We start from the raw sequence: 16,532 nt of genomic DNA, 5'->3' as shown, positions 1-16,532 counted from the left end.
AGGATCAACATCATTGCTTGATCAAACGCCTTCGCGGGTAAACCCGCTCCCACAGGGTGTCGTGCAAGACAGGAATTGACCATGACACATGTACCGCAAATCAGAATCCCCGCCACCTACATCCGCGGCGGCACCAGCAAAGGCGTGTTCTTCCGCCTGCAGGACCTGCCCGAACAGGCGCAGATCCCTGGCCCCGCCCGCGATGCCCTGCTGCTGCGGGTGATCGGCAGCCCCGACCCGTACGGCAAGCAGATCGACGGCATGGGCGGCGCGACGTCCAGCACCAGCAAGACCGTGATCTTGTCGAAAAGCATCAAGCCCGAGCATGATGTCGACTATCTGTTCGGCCAGGTGTCGATCGACAAGGCCTTCGTCGACTGGAGCGGCAACTGCGGCAACCTCTCGGCCGCGGTCGGTTCGTTCGCCATCAGTGGCGGCCTGGTCGACCCCGCGCGGGTGCCACGCAACGGCGTTGCCACCGTGCGCATCTGGCAGGCCAACATCGGCAAGACCATCATCGCCCATGTGCCGGTCACCGAGGGTGAGGTGCAGGAGACCGGTGATTTCGAACTCGACGGCGTGACCTTCCCGGCCGCCGAGGTGCAGCTGGAGTTCCTCGACCCGGCCGCCGACGAGGACGGTGACGGCGGGGCAATGTTCCCCACCGGCAATCTGGTCGACGACCTTGAGGTACCGGGTGTCGGGACCTTCAAGGCAACCCTGATCAACGCCGGCATCCCGACCATCTTCATCAACGCCGCCGACCTCGACTACACCGGTACCGAACTTCAGGACGCGATCAATGGCGACGCCGCTGCACTGGCGCGGTTCGAGACCATTCGCGCCCACGGAGCGGTGCGCATGGGGCTGATCGAACATATCGACCAGGCTGCCGGGCGTCAGCACACGCCCAAGGTCGCTTTCGTCGCGCCGCCGACCACCTACACTGCTTCCAGCGGCAAAGTGGTCGATGCGGGCGATGTCGATCTGCTGGTGCGCGCCCTGTCCATGGGTAAGTTGCACCACGCCATGATGGGCACCGCGGCGGTGGCCATTGGCACGGCAGCGGCGATTCCCGGGACCCTGGTCAACCTTGCCGCAGGCGGTGGCGAACGAAGCGCGGTGCGCTTCGGCCATCCGTCCGGGACGTTGCGCGTGGGTGCGCAAGCCCGCCAGGTGGACGGGCAGTGGACCGTGACCAAAGCAATCATGAGCCGCAGTGCTCGGGTGTTGATGGAGGGCTGGGTGCGCGTGCCTGGCGATAGCTTCTAAACGCACTATCAGCGCTCGGTTTTACTGGCCCATCGCGGGGCAAGCCCGCTCCCACGCCAAAGGTACAGTCTGCGTGGGAGCGGGCTTGCCCCGCGATGGGCTGCAAAGCAGCTCTTTTTCAAGGAGCCACGAATGAGCGCCAACGCTGATCTGAACACTCGCCCCGACTACGACCAGGTCCTGCAGACCCTCGCCGACTATGTGCTCGGTTACCGCGTCGAATCCCCCGAAGCCCTGGATACCGCCCGCCACTGCCTGATGGATACCCTCGGCTGCGGCCTGCTGGCGCTGCGTTTCCCTGAGTGCACCAAGCTGCTCGGTCCGCTGGTCGAGGGCACGGTGGTCCCCAATGGCGCCCGCGTGCCCGGCACCGCCTACCGCCTTGATCCGGTCAAGGCCGCCTGGGACATTGGCTGCATTGTCCGCTGGCTGGACTACAACGACACCTGGCTGGCCGCCGAATGGGCCCATCCCTCGGACAACCTGGGCGGCATTCTCGCGGTCACCGACCACCTGTCGCAGAAGCGCGTGGCCGGTGGCGAAGCACCGTTGACCATGCGCGACGTACTCGAGGCCATGGTCATGGCCCACGAGATCCAGGGTGTGTTGGCGCTGGAGAATGCCTTCAACCGGGTCGGCCTGGACCATGTGGTGCTGGTCAAGGTTGCCTCGACGGCGGTGTGCGCCAAGCTGATGGGCGCCAACCGCGATCAGCTGCTCTCGGCTTTGTCCCATGCCTTCGTCGATGGCCAGGCCCTGCGCACCTACCGCCATGCGCCGAACGCCGGCTCGCGCAAGTCATGGGCGGCGGGGGATGCCTCCAGCCGGGGTGTGCGCCTGGCTGATATCGCCCTGCGCGGTGAAATGGGCATCCCCGGTGTGCTCACTGCTGCGCAGTGGGGCTTTTATGATGTTTCGTTCAGCCACAGCAACAAGGACCTGGCCCTCAAGCAGGAGGCCCAGCGCGAATTGCGCCTGCCGCAGCCCTTCGGCAGTTATGTCATGGAAAACATCCTGTTCAAGGTCAGTTTCCCCGCCGAGTTCCATGCCCAGACCGCCTGCGAGGCGGCGTTGATGCTGCATCGGCAGGTGCGCAACCGCCTGCACGAAGTCGACCGCATCGTCATCGCCACCAACGAGTCGGCGATCCGCATCATTTCCAAGGAAGGCCCGCTGGCCAACGCCGCCGACCGTGACCATTGCCTGCAATACATGACCGCAGTGCCGCTGATCTTCGGCGACCTGGTGGCCGAGCACTATGAAGACAGCTTCCACGCCGCCCACCCGAGCATCGACCGCTTGCGCGAAAAGATGGAGGTGGTCGAGGAGCCGCGTTTCAGCCGCGAGTACCTGGAGGCTGACAAGCGCTCGATCGCCAATGCCGTGCAGGTGTTCTTCAAGGATGGTACCCACACCGAGCAGGTGGTGGTGGAGTACCCGATCGGCCATCGGCGCCGGCGGGAGGAGGGGCTGCCGTTGCTGGAGGCCAAGTTCAGGGCCAACCTGGCGACGCGGTTCGTGCGTCAGCGCTGTGAGGAGATCGTGGCGTTGTGCAAGGACCAGGCGAGGCTGGAGGCCATGCCCGTGCACAGGTTTGTCGATCTGTTCGTGATTTGATGTTGCCTGTACTGGCCTCTTCGCGGGTAAACCCGCTCCCACAGGTCCGGCGCAGACCTTAAGCACTGCGCGATCCTGTGGGAGCGGCTTTAGCCGCGAAGAGGCCAGCAAAGCCAACACAAACAGCACAAAAAAGCCCCGGTATCGCTACCGGGGCTTTCTGTTACAGCCTACAACTCGACTTACGCCTGAATCACCGGGATCTTGGCGTTGGCGGCCGCTTCGCGGAACTCGGCGATCTGGTCGAAGCTCAGGTAGCGGTAGACGTCGGCAGCCATGCTGTCGATGTCCTTGGCGTACTGCATGTACTCTTCGACGGTCGGCAGCTTGCCGATGATCGAAGCCACCGCAGCCAGCTCGGCCGAGGCCAGGTACACGTTGGTGGCGTCGCCCAGACGGTTCGGGAAGTTACGGGTCGAGGTGGAGACCACGGTCGAACCGGTCTGCACACGTGCCTGGTTACCCATGCACAGCGAGCAGCCTGGCATTTCCATGCGTGCACCGGCCTTGCCGTAGATGCCGTAGTAGCCTTCTTCGGTCAGCTGGTGGGCGTCCATCTTGGTTGGCGGAGCCAGCCACAGACGGGTAGGGATGCCGCCCTTGACCTTGTCCAGCAGCTTGCCGGCAGCGCGGAAGTGGCCGATGTTGGTCATGCACGAACCGATGAATACTTCGTCGATCTTCTCGCCCTGTACCGAAGACAGCAGGCGGGCATCGTCCGGGTCGTTCGGCGCGCAGAGCACAGGCTCTTTGACGTCGGCCAGGTCGATCTCGATGATCTCGGCGTACTCGGCGTCTTTGTCGGCCGACAGCAGCTCAGGCTTGGCCAGCCAGGCTTCCATGGCCTGGGCACGACGCTCCAGGGTGCGGGCATCGCCGTAGCCTTCGCCGATCATCCAGCGCAGCAGGGTGATGTTGGACTGCAGGTACTCGGCAACGGCCTTCTCTGGCAGCTTGATGGTGCAGCCTGCAGCGGAACGTTCGGCCGAGGCGTCGGACAGTTCGAACGCTTGCTCGACGGTCAGTTCGTCCAGGCCTTCGATTTCCAGGATGCGGCCGGAGAAGGCGTTTTTCTTGCCCTTCTTCTCGACGGTCAGCAGGCCTTTCTGGATGGCGTAGTAAGGGATGGCATGGACCAGGTCACGCAGGGTGATGCCAGGCTGCAGCTTGCCCTTGAAGCGCACCAGGATCGACTCTGGCATGTCCAGCGGCATGACGCCGGTGGCGGCGGCGAAGGCCACCAGGCCGGAACCGGCCGGGAACGAGATGCCGATCGGGAAGCGGGTGTGCGAGTCGCCACCGGTGCCGACGGTGTCAGGCATCAGCATGCGGTTCAGCCAGCTGTGGATGATGCCGTCGCCTGGGCGCAGCGACACGCCGCCACGGGTGCGGATGAAGTCTGGCAGGGTGTGGTGGGTGTTGACGTCGATCGGCTTCGGATACGCGGCGGTGTGGCAGAACGACTGCATGACCAGGTCGGCGGAGAAGCCCAGGCACGCCAGGTCTTTCAGCTCGTCGCGGGTCATCGGGCCAGTGGTGTCCTGGGAGCCGACGGTGGTCATCTTCGGCTCGCAGTAGGCACCTGGGCGCACGCCCTGGCCTTCCGGCAGACCGCAGGCACGGCCGACCATCTTCTGCGCCAGGGTGAAGCCCTTGGTCGAAGCGGCAGGTTGCTCTGGCTTCTTGAACAGGTCGGAAGCACCCAGGCCCAGTTCGGCGCGGGCTTTTTCGGTCAGGCCACGGCCGACGATCAGCGGGATTCGGCCGCCAGCGCGGACTTCATCCAGCAGCACTTCGGTTTTCAGCTCGAAGCTGGTGACCAGCTCGTTGCTGCCGTTGCGGCGCACTTCGCCCTTGAACGGGTAAACGTCGATGACGTCGCCCATGGCCAGGTTGGTGCAGTCGAATTCGATCGGCAGGGCGCCGGCGTCTTCCATGGTGTTGTAGAAGATCGGGGCGATCTTGGTGCCGAAGCAGAAGCCGCCAGCGCGCTTGTTCGGAACGTACGGGATGTCGTCGCCGAAGAACCACAGCACCGAGTTGGTGGCGGATTTACGCGAGGAACCGGTACCGACCACGTCACCGACGTAGGCAACCGGGTGGCCTTTGGCCTTGACCGCTTCGATCTGGGCCAGCGGGCCGACCGAACCAGGCTGCTTGGGCTCGATGCCGTCGCGGGCCATCTTCAGCATGGCCAGGGCGTGCAGCGGGATGTCAGGGCGCGACCAGGCGTCCGGGGCAGGGGACAGGTCGTCGGTGTTGGTTTCGCCAGGCACCTTGAACACGGTCAGGGTGTACTTGTCGGCGATGGCCGGACGCGAGGTGAACCACTCGCCGGCAGCCCAGGATTCCAGCACGGCCTTGGCGTGGACATTGCCCGCCTTGGCTTTTTCGGCCACGTCGTGGAAGGCGTCGAACATCAGCAGGGTGTGCTTGAGCTGTTCGGCCGCGACGGCGCCCAGTTCGGCGTCATCCAGCAGCGCTACCAGCGTCTCGATGTTGTAACCGCCCTGCATGGTGCCCAGCAGCTCGGCAGCGCGCTTGCGGTCGAGCAGTGGCGACTTGGCTTCGCCCTTGGCGATGGCGGAGAGGAAAGCAGCCTTGACGTAGGCGGCTTCGTCCACCCCTGGCGGAACGCGGTTGGTGATCAGGTCTACGAGGAAGGCTTCTTCGCCGGCCGGCGGGTTTTTCAGCAGCTCGACCAGGCCTGCGGTTTGTTCGGCGTTCAGCGGCTGGGGCACGATACCCAGAGCGGCACGCTCTTCGATGTGTTTGCGGTAGGCTTCAAGCACAGTTATTACCCTCATCAGTGGTCCCTAAAGGGAGTCCGGGACGCTCATCCAGCATTCAAAGCACCCATGCGCAATGACGACTTTTTGAGTCGCACCGCCAGGGTCGCAAAGAATCCTTACAGAAGCTGCTTTCAAAGTTTTACGCCTGTAGAACGGGAGGCTGATGAGGGCTGGCACGGGCATGCGAGGGGTGCATGGCCCGGGCCAACGCCGTTCTACCGGATCAACTGTGCTCGTGACGCTTTGAAAACAGCTTCCAACGGACATTGTTGCCTTGAAAAGGCGGAGTGATTCTACGGCAAAAAAAGCCCGAAGGTAAGGCGGCAAAGATGACTTTAACCAGTGACCCTGGTTAGACAAAGGGCTAACATGAGCCGGTGTTCCGCCGTCAAGCTGTTGTTTTCCAATGACCAATCAGTCCATCAAGACCCCTTGCGTCGGCCTCTGCTCCACGGTGTATGGAGATCTGGTGTGCCGTGGCTGCAAGCGTTTTCACCATGAAGTGATCCACTGGAACGGCTACGACGACGAGCAGAAACGCGCCGTGTGGCTGCGCCTGGAGCAACTGCTGGTGCAGGTGATGATGGCCAAGCTGGAAGTGTTCGACAAAGGCCTGCTGCGCCAGCAACTGGAGCAGCGCTCGATCCGCTTTGTCGTGCAACAGTCGGAGTATTGCTGGGCGTACCAGCTGATCGCCCGGGGGGCACGGATGATCCGCGATCTCGAGGCTTATGGAATGGTGTTGTTGCCGGAGTTTCGCGATTGGGGCTTGCCGCAACTGCGCGATGCCATCGATCGCGAGTTCTTTTTGCTGTCCGAGGCGCATTACCAGCGCTACATCGCCCCGAGCTTCTTGCGCGACGCCATGCAGTAAGGCTGCCGGCCTCATCGCGGGGCAAGCCCGCTCCCACGCTAAATCGGCGTGGGAGCGGGCTTGCCCCGCGATGAGGCCCTGCGATCAGTCGCCGGTGTACTCGCACCCGCTGGTGCAGGTCTCATGAATACGCACTTTCGACAACTCCGGCAGCAGCGGCTTGACCTGCTCCCAGATCCACTTGGCGATCACTTCGCTGGTGGGGTTTTCCAGGCCGGGGATATCGTTCAGGTAGTTGTGGTCCAGCTGCTCGTAGATCGGCTTGAAGATCGCCTTGATCTCGGAGAAGTCGCGGATCCAGCCAGTGTGCGGATCAAGCGGGCCGGTCAGGTGCAGGGCGACCTTGAACGAGTGGCCGTGCAGGCGACCGCACTTGTGCCCGGCGGGAACGTTGGGCAGGCGGTGGGCCGATTCGAATGTGAACTCTTTGAAAATTTCCACGCTGTCAGGACTCTGTGTGTATCGATAATGCGCGCAGTCTACCAGCATGACCGCTACAAGGCTTGCAACCGATCCTGCAACCGCCCGGTGGCGATCAGCTCGAGCAATTCGTCGCCCAGGCGCCGGCTTTCGGCGATGGCTGTGTACCAGTAACGCTTGCGGCTCGGCGCATCCCCCATGAAGCGTTTGAAGTCATTGCGGTCGGGTAGCTTGCCGTAGGGCAGGGCGGCCAGGTACTGCGGCGACGGGGTCATCAGCAGCACGTTCTGCAGGCGCGTGGCGTCGCCCTTGCGCCATGGCAGGGCCTTGTCGAACCATCCGGGCACCACCTTGTCGGTGAAGTGCGGGTAGAGCACCAGGTCGTCGCCCTGGTAGGGCAGGTCCAGGTGATAGTCGAGCAGGCCGCCGTCGCGATAGGTGCCGGCGCCGGCGCCGGGGATGTCGCGCACGCCCTCCATGACCATGGGGATCGAGCCCGAGGCAAGCAGGGCCTGGCGCAGGTTGGCCAGGTCCAGCGGCAGGCAGCGCGAAGGGAAGTCGGTGAGCTCGCCCAGCGGTGGCGCGGCGCGCTGGTCATGCAGAATCACCCGTTCGAAGTGCCGGCCCAGGCGTGCGCGCCCCAGCAGGTTGCTGGCGATCACCGAAGACAACCCCAGGCCCAGGCGGCCACGGTGGTCGTGGGCGAGCTGGCCGTGGCTTTTCACCACCAGGATGTTCAGGCGGTAGTGCGGGTTGTCGAGAATCTGCCTGTCGCGGCCCTGCAGCAGGTCGTCGAGCATGCGCTGGCTGCTCTGGCTGATCTGCCTGGGGGTGACGCCTTTGGCGAAGTCCTGCTCGGTGTACAGCTCGCCCAGGCGGCGGATGCCGGCCACCGGGTCGTCGAGGCAGGCGCTGGCGAAGCGCCAGGAACCGATCGAGGCGCCGATCAGTGCGCGCTGGCGTGGGGCGCTGGGCAGCCATTCACCGAACAGCGCCAGGTCCAGGCCCTGGATACCCAAAGGCTTGGGGCCGCCAGCAGCGCCAGGCAGCACACCGACATCGGCCGCCTGCAGGCCGCGCTCGCGGATCTGGCGCAGGGCGCGTTGGCCGGCCTTGAAGGTCAGGGCGGGGTACTTGATGTGGATGGCGCTCATCGAGGTTCTCTAGCCGGGGCAGGCGCGCATTATAGGCCCAATCGCGGGGCAAGCCCGCTCCCACGGTACCAAGCGTGGGAGCGGGCTTGCCCCGCGATAGGGTCGGTACAGGCTGACTTCCCATCTGCGCTATCATGCGGCCAGCTGTTTTCAGGTTGGATTAAGGACCCCCGGTTAGTCTTGTTTGCGTAGACAACTTGCTCATCCCCAAGGAGAGACCCCCATGAAAACCCTGACTGCCCTGTTCACCGCCGCTGCCCTTGCATTGGGTGCCAACGCCGCCTTCGCCAAGGACGTGCAGCCCGATGAAGTGGTCAAGCTGGTGAATGCCAAGACCATCAAGTCGCTGGACGAACTCAAGGCCGCCGCCGTGGCCAAGCACCCCGGCGCCACCGTCACCGACTCCGAGCTCGAAGACGAATACGGCCGCTACATCTACAAGGTCGAACTGCGCGATGCGCAGAACGTCGAATGGGACGTCGACCTGGACGCCAAGACCGGTGAAGTGCTGAAGGACGCGCGGGACAATTGATGAACCCATTACCGCAGGCGGCGTGCTGCCTGGCCCTGGCCTTGCTCGGCATGTGCACGCTGGCCGCCGCCCGCGACCTGGACCAGGACGAGGCCCTGGCGCTACGCCAGCAGGGCATCATTCTGCCTTTCGAGCGATTGCTCGAGACCGCCCTGGGGCGTTACCCCGGGGCGCGCCTGCTGGAGGCGGAGCTGGAAGAGAAGCACGGCCGCTACGAATACGAAGTCGAGTTGCTGACCCCGCAGGGCGTGGTGCGCGAGATCAAGCTCGACGCCCGCTCCGGCGAGCTGCTCAAAGACGAGGAAGATGACTGAATGCGCCTGTTGCTGGTCGAAGACAATGTGCCCCTGGCCGATGAACTGATTGCTGCCCTGCAGCGCCAGGGTTATGCGGTGGACTGGCTGGCCGATGGCCGCGACGCGGTGTACCAGGGCCAGAGCGAACCCTACGACCTGATCATCCTCGACCTCGGCTTGCCGGGGTTGCCCGGGCTTGAGGTGCTGGCGCAATGGCGCGGGGCCAACCTCGCCACCCCGGTGTTGATCCTCACCGCGCGCGGCTCCTGGGCCGAGCGCATCGAGGGGCTCAAGGCCGGCGCCGACGACTACCTGAGCAAACCCTTCCATCCCGAAGAGCTGCAACTGCGCATCCAGGCCCTGCTGCGCCGCGCCAAGGGCTTGGCCAACCAGCCGAAGCTCGAAGCCGCCGGCCTGCACCTGGATGAATCGCGCCAGTGCGTCAGCCGTGAAGGTGTCGACGTCCAGCTGACCGCCGCCGAGTTCCGCCTGCTGCGGTATTTCATGCTGCACCCAGGCCAGGTGCTGTCCAAGAGCCACCTGGCCGAGCACCTCTACGATGGCGAGACCGAGCGTGATTCCAACGTCCTTGAAGTGCACGTCAACCACTTGCGCCGCAAGCTCGGGCGCAGCGTGATCGAGACCCGCCGTGGCCAGGGCTACGTGTACGCCGGGAGCGGCGTGTGAAGTCGATCCAGGCGCGCTTGAGCCTGGGGCTGGTGGCAGTGCTGGTGGTGGTCGGCCTGGCGTTTGCGCAACTCACGCTGTGGCTGTTCGAGGCCGGCCTGCAGCGTTACCTGGAAGCCGGCCTGCGCAAGGAAAGCGAGAACCTGCTGGTGGCGCTGGTGCGTGGGCCGTCCGGCCTGCAACTGGACGAGCGGCGCATATCGGCGGCCTACCAGCGCCCCTTCTCGGGCTACTACTTCCGTATCGATTTCGACCAGGGCACCTGGCGCTCGCGCTCGCTCTGGGACCTGGACATGCCCAAACCGGCCAAGCCCGGGCTGGACGACGGCCATGAGCTGGGCCCCGAGGGCCAGCAACTGCTGGCCTATCGCGGCGACTACCGGCGCCTGGGCCAGGACATCTCGATCAGCGTGGCCCAGGACTATTCGCCAGTGCGCGAGGGTTTCCGTCGCATGCAGCAGATCGGCCTGGGCATGGGCCTGGTGGCGTTGTTGCTGGTGCTGGTGCTGCAGCGCATCACCGTGACCCGCTCGCTGCGCCCGCTGGAGCGCGCCCGCCAGCAGATCGCCCAGTTGCAGCAGGGCCAGCGCTCGCAGCTGGATGCCCAGGTGCCCAGCGAATTGCAGCCATTGGTGGATCAGATCAACCACCTGCTCAATCACACCGAAGACAGCCTGCGCCGTTCGCGCAATGCCCTGGGCAACCTGGGGCATGCGCTGAAGACGCCGCTGGCGGTGCTGCTCAGCCTGGCCGCCAGCGAGCGCCTGCAGGCGCTGCCCGAGGTGCGTGGGCAGATGCGCGAGCAACTGCAACAGATCCAGCAGCGCCTGACCCGGGAGCTCAACCGTGCACGGCTGGCCGGGGATGCGCTGCCCGGCGCGCAGTTCGACTGCGATGCCGAGCTGCCGGGGTTGCTGGCAACCTTGGGGATGATCCATGGCGAAGGGCTGTTGCTGGAACGCGACGTACCGCCCGGGCTGTTGTTGCCGTGGGATCGCGAAGACCTGCTGGAGCTGCTTGGCAACTTGCTGGACAACGCCTGCAAATGGGCAGACAGCGAAGTGCGCGTGGGCATGGCGGCGACCCCGGAGTGTTACCGGCTGTGGGTCGACGACGATGGCCCCGGCATTCCCGAATCGCAGCGCCTGCAAGTGCTCGAGCGCGGCTCGCGGCTGGACGAGCAGGTCGATGGGCACGGCCTGGGGCTGGGTATCGTGCGCGATATCGTCGACGCCTGGGGCGGGCGCATCGCCTTGCTGCAAAGCCCACAGGGCGGGTTGCGGGTGAGTATCGAGTTGCCGCGCAAAGGGCGTTGATCGCAATCGCGGGGCAAGCCCGCTCCCACGGGACCGCCATCGTGGGAGCGGGCTTGCCCCGCGATGAGGACCAGATCAACCCTGCAAAAAAATTGCAGTACAGCCGCAGTTTTTTGAATTGGCAGGCCCACACGCCCTCCCGGCACAATCTCTCCCACGAAACCCTCCGGTTTCCATCTCTCCACGGACGGAGCCCCTTGCGTTATTGCCTTGGCAATACCGGGCCCAGGTGCGTTTGCGCTGGGCTTTCTTTTCAAATCAAAAAAACACGACGCCTTAACTTCGATGCCTGCCTCTCGCCCCGCTACCCGTCTGCAGCGCCTGTTCCCGGCGCCCCTGAATATCCCCCCCAAAGAATGGCTGCGTGCAGGCCTTGGCGCGCTGCTCGGCCTGTTCCTCGCCGGCTACCTGTGCAGCCTGGCCTACGGCCCATCGATTGCCTTGCACCTGCTCGGCCCGTTGGCGGCCTCGGCGGTGCTGGTGTTCGCCGTGCATTCCGGGCCGCTGGCCCAGCCGTGGCCGGTGCTGGGCAGCTACGCGCTGGCCGGCGTCGTGGGCCTGGCCATGCGCCACGGCTTCGGCGACGGCCTGTGGGTGGCGGCAGCCGCGCTGGCGGTCGCCACCCTGGTGATGTGCCTGCTGCGCTGCCTGCACCCGCCGGGTGGCGGCGTGGCGGTCAGTGCAGTGCTGGCCGATCCGGGGCTGGTGGCGATGGGCGACCACCTGCTCGAACCGGTGCTGCTAAACGCCCTGATCCTGGTCGCTGTCGCGGTGCTCTACAACCGCCTCACCGGCGTGCGTTACCCCAAGGGCGCCGCGCCGCGCAAAGACCTGCACCACACCCATGACCCGCTGCCCGGCGAGCGCGTGGGCATCAACGCCGACGACCTGGACCAGGCCCTGGAAGACATCGGCGAGTTCGTCGACGTGACCCGCGACGAGCTGGAGCGGATCATCCTGGCCACCGAGCAGCATGCGTTGCAACGCAGCCTTGGCGGTATCACCGCAGGCTCGGTGATGTCCCGCGATGTGCAGTCGGCCACGCCACGCACCAGCCTGGAGGAGGCCTGGAAGATGCTCGCCAGCCATCACCTGAAAACCTTGCCTGTGCTGGACAACGGCCGTCTGGTGGGCATCGTCAGCCTCAGTGACCTGGTCGGCCCGGCCATGGCGCGCGGGCGTTTCAGTTGGCGGGGTGTGCTGCGCCGCAACACGGTGCGCCTGGAGGAGGTAATGAGTCGGCGCGTTGTCAGCGTGAGCAGTCAGCACCCGCTGGAGCGCCTGTTGCCGCTGCTCAGCGAGCAGGGCCTGCACTGCCTGCCGGTGCTCGACGGCGACAACCTGGTGGGGGTGATCACCCAGACTGACCTGATCGCCGGCCTCAAGCGGCACTTGCTGACGGCGGCCGCCCAGGGCTCAGATCACCGGGTCCCAGCGCTGTGACCAGTCGCTTTCGCCGGCGGCCACCAGCCGGCGCAACACCGCGAAGGACTGCTGCAGGGCCTGGCTGTCGCGTTCGCGGGCGTACACCAGGAAGGTCGGGTAGGTGAACTCCGGCGCTTCGGGCACCCGCTCGAACACGCCGCTTTGCAGGTAGGCCTGCACCACCCGGGTACGGAAGTAGCCGCTGCCGCCCTGGTCGAGGATGAACTGCAGGGCCAGCGGCCCAAGGTTGAAGCTCAGCGCCGGGCGTGACAGGTCGGGCAGGGCGGCGTCGTGCTGGCGGCGGAAGGCCTCGCCCCAGTCGATGTAGATGTACGGCTCGGGCCGGTCCACCCGGCGTACGCGGATCAGTTTCTCCTCCATCAACTGCTCCACCTGCAGGCCCGGGCCGTAGGTCGGCTGGTACACCAGCGCGGCGTCCAGCAGGCCCATCTCCACCTTGCGCAACAGCGACTCACCGTCGCTGACTTCGCTGCGGATCGCGTGGCCTTGCAGTTCGCGGTGCAGCGCGCTGACCCAGTCGAGCATCATCGGGTTGCCCAGGCTCACCTCGCCGCCCACATGCAGCACCTGTTGGCAGCCTTGGGGCAGCGGCAGGTCGCGGCGCGCGGCTTCCCAGGTCTGCACCAGCTGGTTGGCATAGCTGACGAAGGCCTCGCCATCACTGGTCAGGCTGGCGCCGCTGCGGCTGCGCACGAACAACTGGCAGCCCAGTTGCCGTTCCAGCCGTTGCACCCGCGCGGTGATGGCCGTCTGCGACACGAACAGGCGCTCGGCAGCGGCGACCAGGCTGCCGCAACGCACGATTTCCAGGAAGGTTCGGGCCTGATCGATGTCCATGACGCTGCTCTGTGGCGGAAAGGGCGCCTAGTCTAGAGGCTTTGCACCGAAATAGGGCAGGGCCTGGCAACATCAGCCTTCGGGAATCGCCACCCGCGTGCTGGCCTTCACCTCGCGCAGCGCCAGGCTCGACTGGATCGAGGCGATCCCCAGCTGCCGGCGCAGCACCTGTTCGATGAATTCACTGTAGCTGTCCAGGTCTTCGGCCAGCACTTGCAGCAGGTAATCGGCATCACCGGTGATCTTGTGGCAGGCGACCACCTCGGGCAGCGCGCGCACCACCGCCTCGAAGTCGTCCGGCGCCTTGTCGCCGTGGCTGGCGAAACGCACCTGGACGAAGGCCAGGATCTCCAGGCCCAGCAGGCGGCGGTCGAGGTTGGCCTGGTAGTCGCGGATCACGCCTTCTTCTTCCAGGCGCCTGCGCCTGCGCCAGCAGGGCGTGACGCTGAGCGACAGGCGCTCGCTCAGCTCGGCGTTGGACAGGCTGGCATCGGCCTGCAACAGGGCGAGCAGAGCACGGTCGGTATCGTCGAGGGTGACCTGTTTGGATATTTTTTTCGCCATGGCTGCCAGTCCTGAAATAACAGACTCGAAAAGCTAACATTGCGAGTCGATAAAGCAAAGAACGCCCAGCGTTGACGCAATAGCCTAGTGGTCAATCAACCACCACACAGGCTTCGCCACCATGTTGACCGTCTTCAGCGCCAACCACCGCCTGCACCATGGCACCGAACTCAAGGATGGCGTGCTCAAGCCATCGTTCGAACAACCCAGCCGCGCCGACACCGTGCATGACCGGGTGCGCACGGTCGGCCTGGGCGATATCGTCTCGCCGCAGGCGTTCGACCGCGCCTGCTACGTCAAGGCCCACAGCGAGCGTTACGTGCACTTCCTGGAAACGGCCTGGCAGCAGTGGACCGCCCTGGGCCGCAGCCACGACGCGTTGCCCTTGGTGTGGCCGGTACGCGACCTGGCCGGCGAGCGGGTCCCCCGGCACATCGACGGCCAGCTCGGTTTCTTCGCCATGGATGCCGGCGCGCCGATCACCGCCACCACTTGGCAGGCGGTGAAGACCAGCGCCGACCTGGCGCTGACCGGCCTCGAACTGCTCGATCAGGGCCAGCAGGCCGCCTTCGCCTTGTGCCGCCCGCCGGGGCATCACGCCGCCCGCGAGTACATGGGCGGTTACTGCTACCTGAACAACGCCGCCATCGCCGCCGAGCATGCCTTGACCCGCGGAGCGGCCAAGGTGGCGGTACTGGACGTCGATTTTCACCACGGCAACGGCACCCAGACCATCTTCTACGACCGCCCGGACGTACTGTTCGTCTCGCTGCACGGCGAGCCGGCGGACTCCTACCCCTACTTCAGCGGCTACGCCCACGAGGTGGGCGCAGGCGCAGGCGAGGGTTTTAACCTCAACCTGCCGCTACCCAAGGGCACGCGCTGGGCGGCTTACCAGCAGGCCCTGGAGCAGGCCTGTGCGCGCCTGCGCCGGCATGCGCCCGAGGTGCTGGTGGTGTCGCTGGGCGTGGACACCTTCAAGGACGACCCGATCAGCCATTTCCAGCTCGACAGCCCGGACTACCTGGCCATGGGCCGGATGATTGCCGGCGTGGGCGTGCCGACCCTGTTCGTCATGGAGGGCGGCTACATGGTCGATGAGATCGGCATCAATGCGGTGAACGTGCTGACCGGGTTCGAAGAAGCCCGCGGCTGATCCAAAGGCCCCATCGCGGGGCAAGCCCGCTCCCACGCTTTGAACGTGGGAGCGGGCTTGCCCCGCGATGAGGCCATTGAAGACACAACAAATCCTGCCTCGACAACACCAACAACAATCCCAGAGGTTCCCCCATGCAGCCTGATTCCCCCGCAGCCCCAAGCGGCCGCCACCTGCAACGCACCCTGAGCAACCGCCATATCCAGCTGATCGCCCTCGGTGGCGCCATCGGCACCGGCCTGTTCATGGGCTCGGGCAAGGTCATCGCCTTGTCCGGCACCTCGATCCTGCTGGTCTACATGATCATCGGCTTCTTCCTGTTCTTCGTCATGCGCGCCATGGGCGAGCTGCTGCTGTCGGACCTCAACTTCAAGTCGTTCGCCGACTTCGCCGGTGCCTACATCGGTCCGCGCGCGGCGTTTTTCCTCGGCTGGTCGTACTGGCTGAGCTGGAGCGTGGCGGTGGTCGGCGATGCGGTGGTGGTCGGCGGCTTCTTCCAGTACTGGTTCCCCGGAGCGCCGGCCTGGGCACCGGCGCTGGCGATGCTGGTCACCCTGTTCACCCTCAATGTGCTGACGGTGAAAGCCTTCGGCGAGGTCGAGTTCTGGTTCGCGATCATCAAGATCATCGCCGTGCTGGCACTGATCGCAGTGAGCCTGGTGCTGATTGCCACGGCGTTCGTGTCGCCCACCGGGGTGACCGCTTCGTTGTCGCACCTGGTTCAGCCGGAAGCGGCGTTTCCCCATGGGCTCAGTGGCTTCTTCGCGGGCTTCCAGATCGCCATCTTCTCGTTCGCCGGCACCGAGCTGATCGGCACCACCGCCGCCGAAACTCGCGACCCGCAACGCAGCCTGCCCAAGGCGATCAACGCGATCCCAGTGCGTATCATCCTGTTCTATGTGGTGGCCCTGGCCTGCATCATCGCCGTGACCTCGTGGGCCAAGGTCGCGCCCAACCGCAGCCCGTTCGTCGAGCTGTTCCTGCTGGCCGGCTTCCCGGCGGCGGCGGGCATCGTCAACTTCGTTGTGCTGACCTCGGCCGCCTCGTCGGCCAACAGCGGCGTGTTCTCCACCAGCCGCATGCTGTTCGGCCTGGCCGAACGCAGCCAGGCGCCCGGTGTGTTCCGGCGCCTGTCGGGCAACAGCGTGCCGCTGGCCAGCCTGGGTTTCTCGTGCCTGTTGATGCTGCTGGGGGTGTTGCTGCTGTTCATCTTCCCCGAGGTGATGACGGTGTTCACCCTGGTGTCGAGCCTGTCGGCGGTGCTGGTGATCTACACATGGTCGACCATCCTGGTGGCCTACCTGGGCTACCGTCGGCGCCACCCCGAGCGCCACGCCCGCGCCAGCTTCCGCCTGCCCGGCGGAGTGCCGATGGCCTGGCTGAGCCTGGCGTTCCTGCTGTTCGTGCTGGTGCTGCTGGCACTGCAGCCGGACACGCGCATGGCGCTGTACGCGATGCCGCTGTGGTTCGCCGGCCTGGCCATCGCCTACCGGCGCCTGGCAAGGCGCGGGCAAGGCCTGTTAGCCACCCAGCCAACCCCCTGAACCCTGGCGCCACGTGCCGGCGCAG

15 protein-coding genes are annotated in these 16,532 nt (G+C 65.4%); 10 read left to right on the top strand and 5 right to left on the bottom strand.

Annotation, left to right across the window (positions count from 1 at the left end):
- Nucleotides 1–81: 81 nt before the first annotated feature.
- Nucleotides 82–1,272 carry a 2-methylaconitate cis-trans isomerase PrpF gene (gene prpF / locus RTH46_RS09900; RefSeq protein ID WP_316905584.1) on the top strand — a complete coding sequence of 397 codons (1,191 nt, stop codon included), beginning with the start codon at nt 82–84 and terminating at the stop codon, nt 1,270–1,272.
- Nucleotides 1,273–1,404: 132 nt separating this feature from the next.
- Nucleotides 1,405–2,889, top strand: coding sequence for a 2-methylcitrate dehydratase (gene prpD / locus RTH46_RS09895; RefSeq protein ID WP_316905583.1), 1,485 nt, complete (start codon nt 1,405–1,407; stop codon nt 2,887–2,889).
- Between the two features lie 182 nt (nt 2,890–3,071).
- On the opposite strand, the gene acnB is transcribed toward prpD, so the two are convergent.
- The gene (gene acnB / locus RTH46_RS09890; protein ID WP_316905665.1) at nt 3,072–5,681 is read right to left on the bottom strand and encodes a bifunctional aconitate hydratase 2/2-methylisocitrate dehydratase; all 2,610 of its coding nucleotides are present in this window, start codon (nt 5,679–5,681) and stop codon (nt 3,072–3,074) included.
- A 406-nt stretch (nt 5,682–6,087) separates the two neighbouring features.
- Between acnB and RTH46_RS09885 the strand changes: the two genes are divergently transcribed.
- The gene (locus RTH46_RS09885; RefSeq protein WP_316905582.1) at nt 6,088–6,555 is read left to right on the top strand and encodes a DUF1289 domain-containing protein; all 468 of its coding nucleotides are present in this window, start codon (nt 6,088–6,090) and stop codon (nt 6,553–6,555) included.
- 84 nt (nt 6,556–6,639) lie between these two features.
- Here the strand turns inward: RTH46_RS09885 and queD are convergent, their stop codons facing one another.
- Together queD and RTH46_RS09875 are read right to left on the bottom strand one after the other, a co-directional pair.
- Nucleotides 6,640–6,996 (bottom strand): 6-carboxytetrahydropterin synthase QueD, encoded by a 357-nt coding sequence (gene queD / locus RTH46_RS09880; RefSeq protein ID WP_011533154.1) that lies wholly within the window; start codon nt 6,994–6,996, stop codon nt 6,640–6,642.
- A gap of 53 nt (nt 6,997–7,049) precedes the next feature.
- Nucleotides 7,050–8,129, bottom strand: a complete 1,080-nt coding sequence (locus RTH46_RS09875) for a patatin-like phospholipase family protein (protein ID WP_316905581.1) — start codon at nt 8,127–8,129, stop codon at nt 7,050–7,052.
- Nucleotides 8,130–8,352: 223 nt separating this feature from the next.
- Between RTH46_RS09875 and RTH46_RS09870 the strand changes: the two genes are divergently transcribed.
- From RTH46_RS09870 to RTH46_RS09850, 5 genes are all read left to right on the top strand, one after another.
- Nucleotides 8,353–8,661: a PepSY domain-containing protein gene (locus tag RTH46_RS09870; protein ID WP_110994219.1), complete on the top strand. Its 309-nt coding sequence runs from the start codon at nt 8,353–8,355 to the stop codon at nt 8,659–8,661.
- Nucleotides 8,661–8,975, top strand: coding sequence for a PepSY domain-containing protein (locus RTH46_RS09865; RefSeq protein WP_316905580.1), 315 nt, complete (start codon nt 8,661–8,663; stop codon nt 8,973–8,975). Before RTH46_RS09870 ends, RTH46_RS09865 begins: the two co-directional genes overlap by 1 nt.
- A complete protein-coding gene (locus tag RTH46_RS09860; protein WP_316905579.1) occupies nt 8,976–9,644 on the top strand; it encodes a response regulator transcription factor in 669 nt (222 codons plus the stop codon).
- A complete protein-coding gene (locus tag RTH46_RS09855) occupies nt 9,641–10,960 on the top strand; it encodes a sensor histidine kinase (RefSeq protein WP_316905578.1) in 1,320 nt (439 codons plus the stop codon). Before RTH46_RS09860 ends, RTH46_RS09855 begins: the two co-directional genes overlap by 4 nt.
- A gap of 285 nt (nt 10,961–11,245) precedes the next feature.
- Nucleotides 11,246–12,403, top strand: coding sequence for an HPP family protein (locus RTH46_RS09850; protein WP_316905577.1), 1,158 nt, complete (start codon nt 11,246–11,248; stop codon nt 12,401–12,403).
- Here RTH46_RS09850 and RTH46_RS09845 read toward each other — a convergent pair.
- Entirely contained in the window at nt 12,377–13,243 is an 867-nt protein-coding gene (locus RTH46_RS09845; protein ID WP_316905576.1) for a LysR family transcriptional regulator, read from the bottom strand. The two genes, RTH46_RS09850 and RTH46_RS09845, sit on opposite strands and share 27 nt — an antisense overlap.
- Before the next feature lie 72 nt (nt 13,244–13,315).
- Nucleotides 13,316–13,807: an Lrp/AsnC family transcriptional regulator gene (locus RTH46_RS09840; RefSeq protein WP_153785923.1), complete on the bottom strand. Its 492-nt coding sequence runs from the start codon at nt 13,805–13,807 to the stop codon at nt 13,316–13,318.
- 121 nt (nt 13,808–13,928) lie between these two features.
- Here RTH46_RS09840 and RTH46_RS09835 point away from each other — a divergent pair, with 121 nt between their 5' ends.
- On the top strand, nt 13,929–14,963 hold the full coding sequence (locus RTH46_RS09835; RefSeq protein ID WP_316905575.1) for a histone deacetylase family protein: 1,035 nt from the start codon (nt 13,929–13,931) through the stop codon (nt 14,961–14,963).
- Between the two features lie 134 nt (nt 14,964–15,097).
- Nucleotides 15,098–16,507 carry an amino acid permease gene (locus RTH46_RS09830; protein ID WP_153785925.1) on the top strand — a complete coding sequence of 470 codons (1,410 nt, stop codon included), beginning with the start codon at nt 15,098–15,100 and terminating at the stop codon, nt 16,505–16,507.
- Nucleotides 16,508–16,532 lie beyond the last annotated feature (25 nt).

This window comes from Pseudomonas sp. zfem004, from assembly GCF_032621715.1.
In the GTDB taxonomy this organism is placed as follows: Bacteria; Pseudomonadota; Gammaproteobacteria; order Pseudomonadales; family Pseudomonadaceae; genus Aquipseudomonas; species Aquipseudomonas sichuanensis.
Note: the sequence above shows the minus strand (reverse complement) of the source record. Positions and strands in the feature narration are given on the sequence as shown.